We start from the raw sequence: 15,160 nt of genomic DNA, 5'->3' as shown, positions 1-15,160 counted from the left end.
TTTTGGGCATTTCTTTTCGTCTATAGTAATGAAGGGGGGCTGAAGCTTGGAGGATAATGAGTTAGTAAAACAGATACTTGAAGGCGATGAAATTGCCATGGAACGATTACATAGGCGGTATGCGCAGCAAATCTACCATTATATCTATACAGAAACAAAGAGCTATGAAGATGCTGAAGAAATTCTTCAAGAGGTTTTTTATAAGGTTGCTACTAAGTTGCATCAATTTAAGAGGAGATCTTCCTTCAAGACGTGGATGTATGTCATTACAAAAAATACGATTGTTGATTATTACAGGAAACACACAAATCAGTTAAACACGGTTCCACTGCAAGAAGAGTTGCTGGAGCATAATAGTAGTTTTGAGGATTTGGAAAGTGTCTCAGATCTACAGCAAGCAATTGAACAATTGCCACTTAAATATCGCAGAGTCCTTCACCTGCGCTATGTTGAAGAGTTTTCTCTGATGGATACCGCACGTATCATTGGGGTATCCGTCATGTCCGTGAAGTCTACACAAAAAAGGGCAAAAAAGCTATTGCAGACTCAGCTTCAAGAGGGGGGAGTCAGAAATGGATAACCATCATGATAAAGGTAAGAAATATATACCAATTCCTCATCATACGTATAAAAAAAGCCTCACCGCCTTTAAAAAGGGTTTAGATGAAATGGAGAAGCCAAAACCAAGAAATCGCGTGGCACTTGTAGCTAGTATAGGAGCAATAGGTGTGGCTGGAGTATTGGCACTCGCCTTAGCGCCTACGTTTGATAGTCAGGACAAACCAGCTGAGCCAGTTGAGATGAATAGAGATGAAGACATAGAGAATAGTGAATTTGACATTGAAGAAATTGAAGAAATAGAAATCGATGAAATCGGGGTTAATGAAGATCTACTCTCCGATGTATTTGTGAGAGAACCTTTTGATGTGGGTTCAAGTTCGCATAGCTGGTCTATTCACAGGGAAGAATTGATGGTCATGGTTTTAGAGGATTGGATCGTAAACAAGGAAGAGATTGAACATGGAACGAAAACAATCATTAATGGGACAACGGGTTTAAATCAAACCATCCTCATTTTTGATTCAGAAGCAACTCAAGATGAAATGGAGCAAGCTAAATCAGACTTACTTGCAGATTATGTGTATACCGAGGCAACAGTGGTTCCAACTGATCAACTAGCGAGCTATATGGAGAATCACCCCGTCACAGATGGTCTATTTATGCTAGGTTTTGAGGAGCGATTTGCCATAGAGTTAGACGAGGAAACGAAGATGGTCACGATGATAAATGAACCTGAAGGGCGTTTATATGATTATGTGGAAGCAACCCTTTTTGATAAGAAACTTATTTTCTTTTCAGAGGTTCCAACCAATCATTCGAGTCAGCTGGCAGCCACGTATTATACCTTAAGCTCAATTACACCGTCAGATGATTACGAGGTATCAAAGGGTCCCTACGATCAAAAGCACGGAAGGCCAACCTTCCTAACAATGGTGATGGGAGGGTTTCAATGGGAGTTTGTTGATCTTCACTTGTATGAACACGAGCTCGGTTTCACTAGTTATATAAGGGAAGGGGCAACGCTTGAAAAAATTGAGCGCAATGGTTTTACGGAGTGGAGGTTTTCGGATGAAAGTACAAAGGAACACCGTTATTACTCCTTTGGAAAAATAGATCCAAGCATCCCTCTGGAGGATATTAAACGTACATTAATTGACGGCTACGGTCTTGACCACAAAGGAGTAGATGGTTTAAGTGAAATTATGTTTTCACATAGAGAAAACCCTGATACTGAAAATGAAATTGGGAGGTCTTTTGAGTTAGTGCAGAAGCAAGGAGAGTGGTACTATATCTACACCGAAGACGATCATAGCGAAGGTTTTGTTGGCCCGAGTCTATGGGGGCTAGCTAATAAATTTCAACAAGAGATCATATTTGAATAAAATGAAGGACATCCCTACCTAAAAAGAGAAGTGATGAAGTAAAAAGGAAGGGGATCAAATCATGTCTAATCCATCAAGTCGAGTTGATACCGCATCACGTATCATTCATGCGGCACCTGAAGAGGTATACTCAGCATTTATTCATCCAGAGAAGTTAATGATCTGGCTCCCGCCTGAAGGGATGACGGGTTCAATAGATGCGTTTGATGCAAGAGAGGGCGGTATGTATAAAATGACTCTTACGTATCATGATCTAGATGAAACCACCTCGGGTAAATCTTCAGATAATACAGATGTTGTTCAAGCAGAGTTCTTAACAATCATCCCAAATCACAAAATTGTTCAAGCGATCATCTTTGATTCTGAGGACCCTGCTTTTGCGGGGAAAATGATTCAGACCTGGCTTTTTGAGCCCTTCTCAGAAGGAACAAAAGTAAATATTATATGCGAAAATGTACCTGAAGGAATACGGAAAGAGGACCATGACGAAGGATTAAGATCAACACTGGAGAATTTGGCGGAATTTATGGAAGACAGGCCTGTTTAAGAGGGCTTTCTTACCAGAAGCTTTAGCAAACAAAAAAATAGCGAGGGACGTTCTAGCTCAAAGTAGAACGTCCTTTTTTTCACTTATTGTTCTTCAATCTCTTTACAAGCCCAAGCATCAATTTCAACTTTAAATGAAGGAGCTGCCAAGGCTACGACGTAAATCATTGTAGTACACGGAAGATGATCGCCAAGAAAGTCTTTAACCAATTGTCTCCGTTTATCTGTATCAAATTCTCCTACTAAATAAAAGACTAGCTTGGTGAGATCTTCTATTCCCATATTCGCTTCTTCGAGATTAAATTTAATATTATCCAGTGCTAATTCAAATTGTTCTAATGGATCTTCAGGTACGTATTTATTAACATCCATGCCTAATTGTCCCGATAGTGTTAGCCATCTATGAGGACCAGTTACTTCAATTTGGTGGACGTAGGGGGCAACAGGTGCATGTATTCCATTTGGGTTTCTAGATGTTTTCATGGGGACACTCCTATATTTGTGTTTTGGCAAGACTTTTCATCCCGCGATTAGCGTACACCCATTTTCGGGAGTGGCTATCGAAGAAACGAATGAACACTTAAGCGTGGACTCTAGTCCTAATGTTAAATAAACGTTTAAATAACTCAATTAAAATGGATTCTCTCCAACAACAAACGGAACGACAAAAATATAAACAGATCCAGCGCTTAATAACCAAAATAGACCAGAGGATAGGCGCTGTCTATAGAAGTCACTTTGTCTAAATAGAATAAGGCCAAAACCTAACGTATAGATTGCAAATAAAGTATAAGAAAGCCCAAGCCAGTTGACCCAGACATTGCCCAAAAACGGAATATCAAACATGTTGTAAAACGGACCCACGAGATGATAGGTAAGTGTAAATCCTCCAATTAAAAACAACCAAAATTCAATGATTCGAAGCGTGTCTTGTCTACGTTGGCTCATAAAAGTACCCACCTTTCTTTAACACATAATCGTAAATTCATAACCTGTGGCTTCTCTTTTAGAAGGCGTTTTAAATTCTCTAAATACGAACGTCAATCCGCTCACATCATCAGGAAGTGGGGGTGAAACAACATATGTGTTAGACATGTGATCTGCTGAACCGCCACCACCCTGCCACTGACAGTTGTAGGTCTTGTCATCACCCTCAATGAAAAGCTCTAAATGAGGATATTCATGGTGTTCATGCTGATGCAACGCCTCAGCTGGAATATAGCGATCACACGTTAAATAAATAAGACTCGCATTTTGAAATTGTCGCATCGTTGTCATGGAATAAAACACATCATTCTCTCCATGTGCCTTAAGAATAGGAATGTTTTTCAAAAAAACTTTTGGCACAATTATAGGTTGCTGAAGGTCCTCGTTTACCAATGTGGAAAATAGACCATTTAAAAACTCTTCATAGAATTGATACTCTTTGGCCCAAGAAGAGAGAAGCCTCTGAGGCGGAAAGCCAGGATTATTGTCCGAGCGTTTTTTTCGTTCATTGACAAGCTTACAGATCTGTTCATCAATATCTTGAATGGATGGATCATAGTAGTCAGTAGGGGGTTCAAATGATGAATGGTACAAGAGATCTCCTCCGTAGTTAATAATATCTATGCATTCTATATTTTAACTGAGATCACTTAGGTTTGTTAAGGGAGAACAAAAAAACTAACGGTTGATTGTTTTAATTTAGTCCTCTAGGTTTCATCTCTTAGCAGCAAAAAGTAAACATTTCCGCTACGTTTTTGATATGGGTTAACAACGTTTTCCTTACAAGATTAAAAGCTTTTGGTTTGTTCTGTAAAAAAATAGGGTATTAAAATATGGGTAAATATATATAAAGGGGTTATTGTACATATGAATGTATCATGGAAGCTTAATATAATGCTCGTCTGTTCAATTTTTATCGTCGTGGCTTGTTCGACTGAGGAGACTGAAATAAAAGAAACGACAAGTGATGAGAATCCTGTAGAGGAAGAAACAGACATTATGGAAGAAGACGTGACTCAGCAAGAGGATAATTTAATGGATCTTATTGATTATCCATTAGGAACGTTTGAAGATATAAATCAAGACAAGGCTGTTAAAGTGGAGTATAGCTCTTTACAGGGTGACATGTTTGAAGACGCGATTACACATAGAATGTTCTATGGACATCATGAGCTTTTAGGATCAATACAAGAAACGGCTTCTTTTAACTATAACTTGCAAGATGAGGAAGTGACATGGTCCTTTATAAATGACGGGAATTATGATGGAAACACAGTTTACAAGGATCAATTCTTTGTTGCAGATTATGACGAAGAATATAAGTATGCAAGAATTGCAGCCCTATCCACTGATACAGGAGAAGTTGAGCAAACCTATGAAAATGAGGAGTTTCGACGAGTTCAACAAGTATATGCGTCAGAGGAGCATATGATGTTTTTGGCCTCTCATATTGAAGGGGACGGTACCTATTTAGTCGTTCACGACCGAGAAAGCGGAGAGTATCTGACGATGCTTGATGCTTCCGCAAGTTTTCGTTTTTTTGAATTGGAAAACTATTATATAATTATGGATCCAAACCAACCTATCATAGTGTACGAAAAAGAAACGCTTGAGAAAGCGTACGAGATGGAAGATACAAGCTTTGTACCAGTTTCCAATAGTCAGTACATCTATACGTTAGATTATATGGAAGATGTGCTAAGATCTTATGATCATGAAGGAAATGCACAAGAAGAGCTGCATCTTGATCATTCAACGAATCGTCATCAACTGTTTCCTCCTGTAGTGACGGAGGATTATGTAATTATCCTAGATGATGAAGGAATTCGATGGTTTGATTCACAACTTCAAGAGGAACTACATTTCATTCCAGTAGATGAAGACTATAAGTATCATTATTTTGAAGGAACAGATGAATTTCTCGTTTTGAGTCTCTTTAATAATGAAAATTCAGTCAGGGAAGAGGACCAATTCGCTGCGCTTATTAATATAGAAAGCGGGGAAGTCATGAACACCTTTCCGATTGAAGAACATTTTCTTAATATGGTTTCATCTTCTGTCCATACACATGATGGTAAAGTGTATTTTGCCACATCAAGTGGAGGAGAAGAGGGTAGAAGGGACGCCACTGGGATTACATATTATGTGTTTGGAGAAGATGTTCATAGAGGTTTCGGGGAGTGACTTAGTCAAACAGAAGGTACTTTCCCTAGAAGAGAGTACCTTTTCCTGTATAAATATGTAGCTTTAACTTTTTCTATTCCTTGAATGGCGTCTTATCTATTCTGACTATAAATATTGCCCGTTTAAATCTTACCCTGACATTCCACAAAAAAGGGTTGGGATTCTTTATCGAGACATCTTTCGATTCTTTCTCTGAAGTTGTTCCATGTTACCATCTTTAAGGCGTCCTCAATTGGAAAGAAACCCACTTCAAGACTTTCTGGCGAGGTGGTTAGAATACCTCCAACGAGCTGCGCTAGAAATAACGTATTGCAGATGGAATGCTCTACATTTTGAAAAATACCGCAGAAGGAAATGATCTCTATATCAATACCCGTTTCTTCCTTTGTTTCCCGAATGGCAGCAGCCGTTAGAGATTCCCCTTCTTCCACCTGTCCACCAGGCATCTCCCAACCTCGTCTTGCCCCTTTAATTAGAAGCAATTCATTATGATCATTTAAAACAATTGTAGCAGCTGAAACGATATGTTTAGGTGGTACAAAAGTCATTCAAAGTGCCCCACTTTCTAAAAAAGGTGATATTTAGTAGTATATCATGTGTGGTGAAATTTTCCTGAGGAGGTACTAGATTTGAAGCTGCGCGATCAACCGAAGTGGAGAAGGGTAAGTAGTAGTTTATTTTTTATTGCTTATCTCATTGCCGCAACCTTTTTTCTCATCGATTTTATAAATCGAGAGTCAGGAATGCCTTTAAACCCATTGTACGGATTTATCTGTAATGTGATCTTTGGTATAGGTCTTATTAGTATTTCAATAGCGGATTATGTTTCTGGGTATGCAAAGAGTAGATCCGTATTGTTCATGTCAGTCTTTACTGGAGTGATATTCCTCTTCTTTGCTTCGCTTTCAATGTTTGTGTATTCATAGGGCTGCAATGCCCCGGCGTTAAACAAATTCAGAAGGAGAGACCTTATAGTACGTTTTAAATGATTTAGAAAAGCTATAGGCATCTGAATAACCTAACGTGTTAGCAATCTGTTGGATAGTATATTTTTTGCTAAATAACATTTTTTTTGCTTCATTCATTTTTAATTGATGAATATATCTTCCTGGTGTAACACCAATCGCGCGTTTAAAATAGGAGATGAAATATTTCTCAGACATGCCGACGATCGTTGCAAGCTCATGAATGCGAATCGATGTAGAGTAGTTATTTTGGATGTATGTAAAGACGGGCTGCAGGTTGGTCATATCATCGGCAATGTTCTTCGTATCCTTGAGGTATTTATTAAACTCTCCGGTATACTGACCGTTCCCATAATTCTCTATAATCTTTGATAGCAACATTGTGAGGCTGCCCTTTAAGCGAATGGCAGACATAGGTATGCTTTTCTTGTATTGTAAATAGGCTTCTAAGTACATTTGTATTTCCTGCTCAACTAAATGGCGATGGAGGATGCCTGTTAAATCAAAGTTATCTAAGATGTGGGTATGCTCCCCAAGAGAAAAGTCAAAATGAGTAAAGGTAAATGTGCAACTTTTACTGATTATAGTTGCTGTATAAGCAATTCTGGGACTAAAAAGAACAAGCTCCTTTTCTCGAACAATAAAAACCTCATTCTGTATACGAAGCTCAATTTCCCCATGCTCTATATACCATAAATCGTAATCGAGATGTTTTTTACTTTCCACCCATCCCTCAAAGTGTGTAATCTCACTTGCCACATTTATCCTTATAATCACAAATTCAGAAAGCGTATTAAAAATACCTAGGTTTGTCATGTAGGAGATCTCCTTGTAGGTAGTTTAAAAAACGTCCAATCTTACTCTAAGACATCAAGAACATACTTTATCTTATTTTAAATAATTTCTGCTCTCATATAATTTAAGACATAGCTAATATGGGAGGGGATAGATTATGAAACATCCAAAGGTTGTTGTACTAGGAGCAGGAAGCTTATTTTTTGGTCGTCAAGCCATATGGCAAATGGTCCATTCGCCGTATTTGAACAACGGCACTTTATCACTCGTTGAAACTAATGAGGAAAGACTTAAGAAACTAGTTCAATTGGCAGAGATGGTGGTTAAAGAAAATGATGTAAAGCTCCGTATTGAAGGATCGCTCCAGCGAAAGGACGTACTTGAAGATGCTGACTTTGTCATTCTAAGCTTTGCAAATCAAACCGTGAAGTATAGAGGCATTGATTGTGAAGTGTCTGAAAAATACGGAATCAGGATGTGTTCAGGTGACACGATTGGACCAGGAGGCATCTTCCGTGCCATGAGAGAGTTACCTGAAATTATGGCCTGCGCTAAAGACATTGAAGAGATCTGTCCAGACGCTTGGGTAATTAATTATATTAATCCTTCAACTGTTCATGGTATGGCTTTAAATAAATACTTTCCAAAGCTGAAAAGTTTTGCGTTATGTGATTCGCATCATATGCCTCATAAAAAGATTATCTATGCTAAGAGAGCTGGTCTCATTAAAAATGAAAGCGAATACACAAAGGAGATGGATCAACAATTCGATTTGCGCATCGCTGGAGTGAACCATTTCACTTGGTTGTTAAAAGCAGAATACAACGGAAAAGATCTATTGCCTGCCATTGCCCAGTCTCTAAGACAATCAGCTGAAACGGAGACAGTAGGTGGAGATACAGGAGCAAAGGCGATTTATAATGACGCCATAAGCTATCAATTGTATGAAATATTTGGATATGTACCTACTTGTACTGCTCATACTAAAGAATATGTTCCATATTGGCAAGGACTTGGGAAGAATAAATCAGTCATACCACCTCTTTCAATATGGGAAACAGAAGAAAGATACCAAAGGCACGATGAGATGTGGCAAGAAATAGACGATTTTATCACGGAGAAAACCCCGATTAAGAATTATATGAGCACCTATGGTCCAGATCATGCAACAGACGTTATTGAAGCGATGGTGTCTGGATCGAAGCAACCTTTCTATATTAATATTCCTAATAATGGAGCCGTAACTAACATGAATGATGATGCCTTTCTTGAATTGCTTTGTGAGGTCTCGTTAGACGAAGTCAAACCACTTCACGTAGGAGAAATGCCAAGAGGAATTAGAGGTTTACAGGAAGTGGTCTTAGATACACATGAATTAACAGCTGAAGCAGTTGTAGAAAAAGACTTCAATAAACTTCGAAGAGCGATGCTAACGGATCCTCTTATAAACTCGATTGAAGATGCGGATCAAATCATTAAGGAGCTTTTAGAGAAAGAGAAAGAGGCGATCCAAATTATTTCATAGCCTAAGCCTGCAGATCAAAAAATAAAGGACAAAGCTGGTATTGAGAAATATAATGCTTGTCCTTTATTTATAGAAATAAATGTAAGCGATTTCATTTGTCGGAGGAGGGATATGATGTCGATTGAAAGTAAACTTAAAAGAAAAGGTGTTAATGAAAATCTAGAATACTTGCATGTAAAAAAGAAAAAAGCATCATTTACCTGGTATCTTTTTTTGGCTCCAACATTACTAGGTATATTATTGTTTATTGCTTACCCTGTTTTTGAATCGGTGAGGTTAAGTTTTTATAGCTCCAATGGGACCATAGAGAACTGGGTTGGTTTAAGGAATTACGAACGAATTATTGCAGGAGGTGCATTCTGGAATTCAGTCTATAACACGTTTTATATTGGTTTTTTTCAATTACTGATCGCTATTCCCCTTGGGTTTGTGATTGCAAGTATGATTAATCGAATTCAGCGGTTTAAAAGCTTTTTTAAAGTGTTGTTCTTTCTTCCAAATGTAACATCAATTGTAGCAGCAGCCATGATTTTTGCCTTCTTATTACATCCTGAGTTGGGTTTATTGAATTATCTATTGGAAATGTTATGGTTACCCACCTCTCCGTGGTTATCAGATCCGTCAACATCTAAATGGGGCGTGATCTTACTAACAGTATGGCATTGGGTTGGATTTGTCATCATCATTTGTTTAGCGAATTTACAAGCCATTTCACCAGAACTGTATGAAGCGTCAGAAATTGATGGTGCCTCGAAGCTTCAGCAATGGTTTTACATTACAATCCCAAACATGTCAGGAACGTTTGCTTTTCTCATTATTATGGGGTGGATTTCAGGGTTGCAACGATTTAACGAAGTATTTGTCCTAGGTGGACCAGGTGGAAGTCCCAACCGATCCTTACAAACAATGGTTGCGTACATCTATGAACGAGGATTTGGTGGATTCGAATTTGGCATAGCATCTGCTGCAACCACTTTGCTTTTTATTATTATTTTACTCTTTACAATGCTCAATCTAAAAATCACTAGGTTGAAAATTTAGTTAGGAGGATCTAATGCGAGATAAGCTTGCTCAATACACCATGTTCATTATTTTGTTAGTCGTAGGGTTAATCATCGTTTCACCATTCTTATGGATGGTAAGCGTTAGCTTTGATCGATTAGCAAATATGCGAATTCCGTTTCCACCTACATTTATCCCAGAGGAATTAGGGGCATTTAACTATGGCATCATATTTGAAAACGGCAGACTGTTACGAGCATATCTAAATTCAACAATTGTCACCTTAGCGTCTGTAACGCTACAAGTAAGTGCTGCTCTGTTAGGTGGCTACGCATTTTCAAAGGGTACCTTTAAAGGGAAGAAGGTTTTGTTTCTCTTCGTATTAGCAACGATGATGATCCCAATTGAAGCTAGATTGATTCCGCTCTATCAAATGTTTAATGCGGCTGGATTGTTGAATACCTTATGGCCTGTCATTGTGCCATCAATTCTATATGGATTCGGTGTTTTTCTATGTAAGCAATACTTTGATCGTATTCCTGATAGCTTAAGGGAGGCAGCACAAATTGATGGTGCAAGTGAGTTTCGAACGTTCTTTCAAGTATATCTTCCTTTAGCGGGACCCATTGCAGCCACATTAGTCATTTTATCTTTTATGGGAAATTGGAATGAATTTGTGTGGCCGCTTGTTGTGCTAAATGATGAGAATTTGCATACAATTCCGATCTTTTTGGCGAGTTTTTCACTTGAGAATGGAACATCTTTAGCTGGTATGACAATGGCGTTAGCAACGATGAGTGTTGTCCCAATTATTATTGTATTCCTATTTTTTCAACGTTACATTATTCAGAGCATTGCCTTAAGCGGAATTAAAGAATAGATACAGCTAAAAGGGGATGGTGGTTTTGAAGAATAGACTTACTTTTGTAGCTACAACGATGTTTTTATTAGGAGCTTTCATGACGGGATGCCAAGGATCTAGTGAAGAGACAGTAACAAGAACATCAAATGAGGATCCTGTGGAAGGAGATTGGTCAGGAAACCTTAAAGTTGTTTTGATAGGAGATTTTCAGCTACAAGATGCGACCGACCCTATAACTGGTGAAAGGTCACAAGGATTGTATGTCATTAAAAATGAATTTGAACGACTTTATCATGGAGTTACTGTTGATTTTGTGATTATGCCGTGGAGAAACTATGTCCCGAATACCCAAGCCATGATGGCAGGAAACGAGGCGGATGTGTATCAGATGCCTGGTGTGAACGACTTTGCCGCTCAAGGATTACTTGAACCTTTGCAGCCATTAATAGACGAGGATGAATATAGCTTAGACCATTTTTCCGATAATTTAGTAGAAGGGTGGATGACACTCGGTCCAGATGATGATGAGCCTGAAATATACTCTTTACCGTTTCTAGGTGACTCTCGCTTTATTCAATATGACAAAAAAATATTCTCAGAATGGGAAGTTGAACCCCTCTCAGAAAAACCGACTCTAGAAGAAGTCGCTGAGAAGGCAAAGGCCATGACGGGAACCAATCCAGTAACCGAAAGAGATAATTATGGAATTTACTTTACCGGTACAAATGATACATCTCTAGCTCTAACAAATGTAATGGAAGGGTTAAATGGTTCGTGGGGAGAAGGCTACAAATGGGATGAAATTGAATTGAATTTTGACTCTCCAGAAATGCTTGAAGCACTTAATTGGATGATAGAAATGTCAGAATATGTGCCCGCAGGATTCATTAATGGTCAAGGGAATGAGCAATGGAATACACCTGAGAATAATGTAGCGATTTCAATAAATACAGGACCTGGTGATTTAAAAACACTATTTGCTCAAGGGATTGAGGATCAATATGGAATTGTAGAAAACTTCAAAAATGAAGAAGGGATCGGAGGAACATTCTCAGGTAGTCCTTTAGCCATTGCTAATCAATCAACAAACAAAGAGCTAGCATGGGAGTTTATAAAGTTTGCATCACATCCATTTGTTCAAGAATATCTATGGGAGGAATGGGGGAGTACTCCAGTGTTAGATGAAGCAACAGAATGGGATAGTATCAAGGAGCACGACTTAATGCTTCCTGTTTTGGAGGCAATGACGACCGCCGTGACTCCGCGATATCCTTGGGCTTCTTCTCAGCCTAGATATATATTACAGTCAAAAGTTGAAGGAGCCTTAACTGGTGATATCACCCCTGAACAAGCGCTCAAGCAAGCGCAGGAAGAGAGTACGGAGTGGTTGCGGGCTCGTTAGGAAGATTAGAAGCGTAGAATGGTTAAATTCTGCGCTCTTTTAACGCCTCACCTCATAATGTAACTCAACAAACTGATTAAAGGTCTGCGTCTGTTTGAGTGTAAGATTTAAGGAATGATTAGACTCTTTAAACAGTGGTATGCCATTGCCTAATAATACCGGCGAAACAGTAACAATGATTTCATCAATTAAATCTTTCTCATAAAAGGAGTGAATCAGATCCCCACCACCAACAAGCCAAATATTCTTTCCTGGTTTTTGCTTAAGCTCCTGCAAAAATGACGTTACATCATCATCTATAAATGTCGCATGCTCATGGGCGGGTAAGTTTGAGTTGGTAAATACATAACATGCCTTATCTTTATACGGGAAAGGGAAGTCCTCTGATTCAAAGTCCAACAACCATTGATAGGTTCTCTTTCCTAGTAAAACCGTATCGATCATCTCATAAAATGCTGAATAGCCATTGTCGCCTTCACCTTCCACAGCAAATAGCCATTCAAGCGAATCCTCCTTTGTTGCAATATACCCATCCAAACTCGCAGCAATAAACAACGTAAGCTTTCGATTTGTCATCGGTTGCTCTCCTTTCTTCTGCCTTATCATCAATATATACTACATATATGATCTTATAAAATGGAGGGAAATAAAACAATGGCTCAAAATCAACAGAAGATCACCACATTCATAACCTTTGAAGGACAAGCTGTGGCGGCAATGGATCTCTATACATCTGTTTTCAAGGATGCAAGAATTGAGAATGAGGTACGTTATGGAGTGGAAGGACCAGGTAAGGAGGGCACTATCCAGCATGCGGTCTTCTCCATTCATGGCCAAGCATTTATGTGTAGTGATAGCTTTGTTAAGCATGATTGGGATATCACACCTGGTGTCTCGCTTTTTGTCCATTGTGAGGACGAAGAGGAGATCGACGTTGTATTTACAAAGCTTTCTGATGGAGGTAAGGTTTTAATGCCTTTAGGAGATTACGGATTCGGTAAAAAATTCGGCTGGGTGGAAGACCCGTTTGGTGTGTCCTGGCAGTTGAATCTACCGGAATGATTAATTGGTTAGAAAACACCGTCTAATGCACAAAGGCTTAGACGGTGTTCAAGATTCTAATTCACAGGAAAACGTATAGTTTAAATTAAATTGAGACTGCTCTAGATTTACCACGCCACCAGCCTCGATGCAACGCTCACTCGCAAGTCTTATTTCTTTAGAGTTAAAATATATCTTTGATGCCACTAAGAAAAGTCCCATTAAAATAATGAAGCTTCCAAGAAAAACAAAGATCCTTCTAGTTTGTCTTGTCATGTGTGCCACCTCGGTTGGGAAAAATATAACTAGATTTTTTTTAAAATCATTTTAAGATAGTTTAACAATAATTTAAAGACCCTCCTAGTGTTTCTTAAAGTTTTTATAAAATTTCCCTGCGTCTTTTGTTTTGATGACTGCCACTAAAGGGTATAGGTTTTCTACTATTTAAGAAACGAGAGACGATGGGGGATAAACATGAAATCATTTCAGGTTCTTATAGGAGTCACGAGTCTTGCAGTGCTTTTAGCTGCTTGTGCCGAGCAAGATGATCAGACAACGGATGAGCAACCAGCAGAAGAGGTGGTTGTAGACGATGAAAGTCAGCCGGAACAGGATGCTGAAATAGATGGAATGAATGAGGAAGAAATAGAAGAGGAATCTGCTGAAAATGAGTCTGAGCCTGAATCGGAAGAAGAGGTTCAAACAGTAGAAGAAGACCCAGTCGAGACAGAGACAGAGGAACAGCCATATCAAGAGGAACAAGTGGAAGATGCCTACACTTTAACAAGTACAAGAACTCAAGCTACTGATGAACATCCACTTAGTCTATTTACCATTGCTTTTGAACGTGTGGAAGATGACACTTCGCTTGAAGAACGATTGAAGCAGTCGCTAACAGAGGGTGATACGACGTCCAATCAGGTGCTAGAGGAACTTGACGAGCTAACCATCGAAGGTCAAACGGCGTCGCTTATTTTTACTGAGGATGTTCAAATAACGCTTGCTTCTACGGAACAATTACAATTTCAAGAGATGTTATTTGAGCTCAGCGCCCTTTACGGCATTAATCAGCTTGATTTCTTTGTGGAGGATGAGCAAGGTGTGTCGTTCGGCGAGACAGGAGAGCTAGATGGGTTGGAGGTTGAAAAGGTTGGAACACGGGGATATTTTGTTGTCACAGACAATGACGTAGAAGGCTCAACCTACGTAAGTGGTGCGTATACTGAGTTAGAATACTATAACGATGAGGTAGAGAGCCTGGACTTCGCGGATGCTGTTGAACATATGAGAGCGGTAGAAGAGGAGAACGTCCTCTACACCTCAGGTATCCCAGACTCAATAGAAATTGATTCGGCCGAGCTAAATGACGGTGTTGCGGAGATCCATTTCACACAAACAGAAGATACAGAATGGACGGAAGAGCAGATAGAGGATTTTGAACATGTCCTTCAACTCACGGCATTAGATTATGAGGCAGAAGAACTGATTTTGGTGAATGAAACGGAGCGCGCGAGGACGGTGTTTTCTTTCTCTAATTAGGTGATTTCATCAATAGAGAAAGATCTAATACCAAAAACAAGTGGGGAAATCCTTATTATTGTGTGAATAATCATTCCACTACTTAACAACCGGACAAAATAGGAGGACCGACACCTGTGGATCTATACATCAAAGAATGCTCATGTTTATCAAGAACAACTTGAGGAAACCGCACGTCAACGGTTCCCTTGTTTTTAGCTAGCAGGTTCACATTGTTTAATTGAGAATACATACTTTCCAATTTTCTTTTTAAGGTAAAAGGGCTTTCGTTTGATGACCGAAGCTAGTGCGTGTTGACGAGCCTCTTGTCGAAACTGTTCAAGCCTCGCTTTGGCATATTGTAAATCATCTGTTTGCATGGGACACCCT

General features: G+C 39.1%; 19 protein-coding genes. 11 read left to right on the top strand and 8 right to left on the bottom strand.

The genetic code is table 11. The annotated features are described in order from the left end of the window. The first annotated feature begins 46 nt into the window (after positions 1-46). The 3 genes from FN960_RS05320 (at position 47) to FN960_RS05310 (ending at position 2,490) form a co-directional block, all read left to right on the top strand. Entirely contained in the window at positions 47-580 is a 534-nt protein-coding gene (locus FN960_RS05320; protein ID WP_143847601.1) for an RNA polymerase sigma factor, read from the top strand. After that, a complete protein-coding gene (locus tag FN960_RS05315; protein WP_143847600.1) occupies positions 573-1,943 on the top strand; it encodes a hypothetical protein in 1,371 nt (456 codons plus the stop codon). Before FN960_RS05320 ends, FN960_RS05315 begins: the two co-directional genes overlap by 8 nt. Positions 1,944-2,004: 61 nt before the next feature. Next, a complete protein-coding gene (locus FN960_RS05310) occupies positions 2,005-2,490 on the top strand; it encodes an SRPBCC domain-containing protein (protein ID WP_143847599.1) in 486 nt (161 codons plus the stop codon). A gap of 83 nt (positions 2,491-2,573) precedes the next feature. Here the strand turns inward: FN960_RS05310 and FN960_RS05305 are convergent, their stop codons facing one another. From FN960_RS05305 to FN960_RS05295, 3 genes are all read right to left on the bottom strand, one after another. Continuing rightward, a complete protein-coding gene (locus tag FN960_RS05305) occupies positions 2,574-2,972 on the bottom strand; it encodes a RidA family protein (RefSeq protein WP_143847598.1) in 399 nt (132 codons plus the stop codon). Between the two features lie 147 nt (positions 2,973-3,119). Further along, positions 3,120-3,437 (bottom strand): hypothetical protein, encoded by a 318-nt coding sequence (locus tag FN960_RS05300; RefSeq protein ID WP_143847596.1) that lies wholly within the window; start codon positions 3,435-3,437, stop codon positions 3,120-3,122. A gap of 18 nt (positions 3,438-3,455) precedes the next feature. Then, positions 3,456-4,070 (bottom strand): chorismate mutase, encoded by a 615-nt coding sequence (locus FN960_RS05295; RefSeq protein WP_143847594.1) that lies wholly within the window; start codon positions 4,068-4,070, stop codon positions 3,456-3,458. 273 nt (positions 4,071-4,343) lie between these two features. Here FN960_RS05295 and FN960_RS05290 point away from each other — a divergent pair, with 273 nt between their 5' ends. Then, complete coding sequence (locus FN960_RS05290; RefSeq protein WP_143847592.1) at positions 4,344-5,660, top strand: hypothetical protein; 1,317 nt, start codon at positions 4,344-4,346, stop codon at positions 5,658-5,660. Between the two features lie 122 nt (positions 5,661-5,782). Here FN960_RS05290 and FN960_RS05285 read toward each other — a convergent pair whose 3' ends face one another. Then, complete coding sequence (locus FN960_RS05285) at positions 5,783-6,208, bottom strand: NUDIX hydrolase (RefSeq protein ID WP_143847590.1); 426 nt, start codon at positions 6,206-6,208, stop codon at positions 5,783-5,785. Positions 6,209-6,289: 81 nt separating this feature from the next. Between FN960_RS05285 and FN960_RS05280 the strand changes: the two genes are divergently transcribed. Continuing rightward, on the top strand, positions 6,290-6,586 hold the full coding sequence (locus FN960_RS05280) for a hypothetical protein (RefSeq protein WP_143847588.1): 297 nt from the start codon (positions 6,290-6,292) through the stop codon (positions 6,584-6,586). An 18-nt stretch (positions 6,587-6,604) separates the two neighbouring features. Here FN960_RS05280 and FN960_RS05275 read toward each other — a convergent pair whose 3' ends face one another. Beyond that, a complete protein-coding gene (locus FN960_RS05275; RefSeq protein ID WP_143847586.1) occupies positions 6,605-7,441 on the bottom strand; it encodes a helix-turn-helix domain-containing protein in 837 nt (278 codons plus the stop codon). 136 nt (positions 7,442-7,577) lie between these two features. On the opposite strand from FN960_RS05275, the gene FN960_RS05270 reads away from it, so the two are divergent. From FN960_RS05270 to FN960_RS05255, 4 genes are all read left to right on the top strand, one after another. Further along, positions 7,578-8,945, top strand: a complete 1,368-nt coding sequence (locus FN960_RS05270) for a family 4 glycosyl hydrolase (protein WP_143847584.1) — start codon at positions 7,578-7,580, stop codon at positions 8,943-8,945. Positions 8,946-9,056: 111 nt separating this feature from the next. Continuing rightward, entirely contained in the window at positions 9,057-9,986 is a 930-nt protein-coding gene (locus FN960_RS05265; RefSeq protein ID WP_185970932.1) for a carbohydrate ABC transporter permease, read from the top strand. A 13-nt stretch (positions 9,987-9,999) separates the two neighbouring features. Further along, positions 10,000-10,827, top strand: a complete 828-nt coding sequence (locus FN960_RS05260) for a carbohydrate ABC transporter permease (protein ID WP_143847582.1) — start codon at positions 10,000-10,002, stop codon at positions 10,825-10,827. A gap of 16 nt (positions 10,828-10,843) precedes the next feature. Continuing rightward, the gene (locus FN960_RS05255) at positions 10,844-12,211 is read left to right on the top strand and encodes an extracellular solute-binding protein (protein ID WP_438799697.1); all 1,368 of its coding nucleotides are present in this window, start codon (positions 10,844-10,846) and stop codon (positions 12,209-12,211) included. 39 nt (positions 12,212-12,250) lie between these two features. Here FN960_RS05255 and FN960_RS05250 read toward each other — a convergent pair whose 3' ends face one another. Further along, positions 12,251-12,787, bottom strand: a complete 537-nt coding sequence (locus FN960_RS05250) for a dihydrofolate reductase family protein (RefSeq protein WP_143847580.1) — start codon at positions 12,785-12,787, stop codon at positions 12,251-12,253. Positions 12,788-12,865: 78 nt separating this feature from the next. Here FN960_RS05250 and FN960_RS05245 point away from each other — a divergent pair, with 78 nt between their 5' ends. Next, on the top strand, positions 12,866-13,273 hold the full coding sequence (locus FN960_RS05245) for a VOC family protein (RefSeq protein ID WP_143847578.1): 408 nt from the start codon (positions 12,866-12,868) through the stop codon (positions 13,271-13,273). A 48-nt stretch (positions 13,274-13,321) separates the two neighbouring features. On the opposite strand, the gene FN960_RS05240 is transcribed toward FN960_RS05245, so the two are convergent. Further along, positions 13,322-13,528 (bottom strand): hypothetical protein, encoded by a 207-nt coding sequence (locus FN960_RS05240; RefSeq protein WP_143847576.1) that lies wholly within the window; start codon positions 13,526-13,528, stop codon positions 13,322-13,324. Between the two features lie 198 nt (positions 13,529-13,726). Here FN960_RS05240 and FN960_RS05235 point away from each other — a divergent pair, with 198 nt between their 5' ends. Then, entirely contained in the window at positions 13,727-14,791 is a 1,065-nt protein-coding gene (locus tag FN960_RS05235) for a hypothetical protein (protein ID WP_143847574.1), read from the top strand. Positions 14,792-14,985: 194 nt separating this feature from the next. On the opposite strand, the gene FN960_RS22750 is transcribed toward FN960_RS05235, so the two are convergent. Next, positions 14,986-15,150 carry a hypothetical protein gene (locus FN960_RS22750; protein ID WP_185970931.1) on the bottom strand — a complete coding sequence of 55 codons (165 nt, stop codon included), beginning with the start codon at positions 15,148-15,150 and terminating at the stop codon, positions 14,986-14,988. Between the last annotated feature and the right edge of the window lie 10 nt (positions 15,151-15,160).

It is taken from the genome of Alkalicoccobacillus porphyridii (assembly GCF_007293315.1).
Lineage (GTDB): Bacteria > Bacillota > Bacilli > Bacillales > Bacillaceae_D > Alkalicoccobacillus > Alkalicoccobacillus porphyridii.
This window is presented reverse-complemented; position numbering and strand designations above follow the sequence as displayed.

What these genes read in the sequence shown, in the direction of transcription:
- FN960_RS05250 (WP_143847580.1), bottom strand. Translation starts at nt 12,787, where the DNA reads ATGACAAATCGAAAGCTTACGTTGTTTATTGCTGCGAGTTTGGATGGG.
- FN960_RS05260 (WP_143847582.1), top strand. Translation starts at nt 10,000, where the DNA reads ATGCGAGATAAGCTTGCTCAATACACCATGTTCATTATTTTGTTAGTC.
- FN960_RS05235 (WP_143847574.1), top strand. Translation starts at nt 13,727, where the DNA reads ATGAAATCATTTCAGGTTCTTATAGGAGTCACGAGTCTTGCAGTGCTT.
- FN960_RS05275 (WP_143847586.1), bottom strand. Translation starts at nt 7,441, where the DNA reads ATGACAAACCTAGGTATTTTTAATACGCTTTCTGAATTTGTGATTATA.
- FN960_RS05265 (WP_185970932.1), top strand. Translation starts at nt 9,057, where the DNA reads ATGATGTCGATTGAAAGTAAACTTAAAAGAAAAGGTGTTAATGAAAAT.
- FN960_RS05270 (WP_143847584.1), top strand. Translation starts at nt 7,578, where the DNA reads ATGAAACATCCAAAGGTTGTTGTACTAGGAGCAGGAAGCTTATTTTTT.
- FN960_RS05240 (WP_143847576.1), bottom strand. Translation starts at nt 13,528, where the DNA reads ATGACAAGACAAACTAGAAGGATCTTTGTTTTTCTTGGAAGCTTCATT.
- FN960_RS22750 (WP_185970931.1), bottom strand. Translation starts at nt 15,150, where the DNA reads ATGCAAACAGATGATTTACAATATGCCAAAGCGAGGCTTGAACAGTTT.
- FN960_RS05300 (WP_143847596.1), bottom strand. Translation starts at nt 3,437, where the DNA reads ATGAGCCAACGTAGACAAGACACGCTTCGAATCATTGAATTTTGGTTG.
- FN960_RS05305 (WP_143847598.1), bottom strand. Translation starts at nt 2,972, where the DNA reads ATGAAAACATCTAGAAACCCAAATGGAATACATGCACCTGTTGCCCCC.
- FN960_RS05315 (WP_143847600.1), top strand. Translation starts at nt 573, where the DNA reads ATGGATAACCATCATGATAAAGGTAAGAAATATATACCAATTCCTCAT.
- FN960_RS05255 (WP_438799697.1), top strand. Translation starts at nt 10,844, where the DNA reads ATGGTGGTTTTGAAGAATAGACTTACTTTTGTAGCTACAACGATGTTT.
- FN960_RS05310 (WP_143847599.1), top strand. Translation starts at nt 2,005, where the DNA reads ATGTCTAATCCATCAAGTCGAGTTGATACCGCATCACGTATCATTCAT.
- FN960_RS05285 (WP_143847590.1), bottom strand. Translation starts at nt 6,208, where the DNA reads ATGACTTTTGTACCACCTAAACATATCGTTTCAGCTGCTACAATTGTT.
- FN960_RS05245 (WP_143847578.1), top strand. Translation starts at nt 12,866, where the DNA reads ATGGCTCAAAATCAACAGAAGATCACCACATTCATAACCTTTGAAGGA.
- FN960_RS05290 (WP_143847592.1), top strand. Translation starts at nt 4,344, where the DNA reads ATGAATGTATCATGGAAGCTTAATATAATGCTCGTCTGTTCAATTTTT.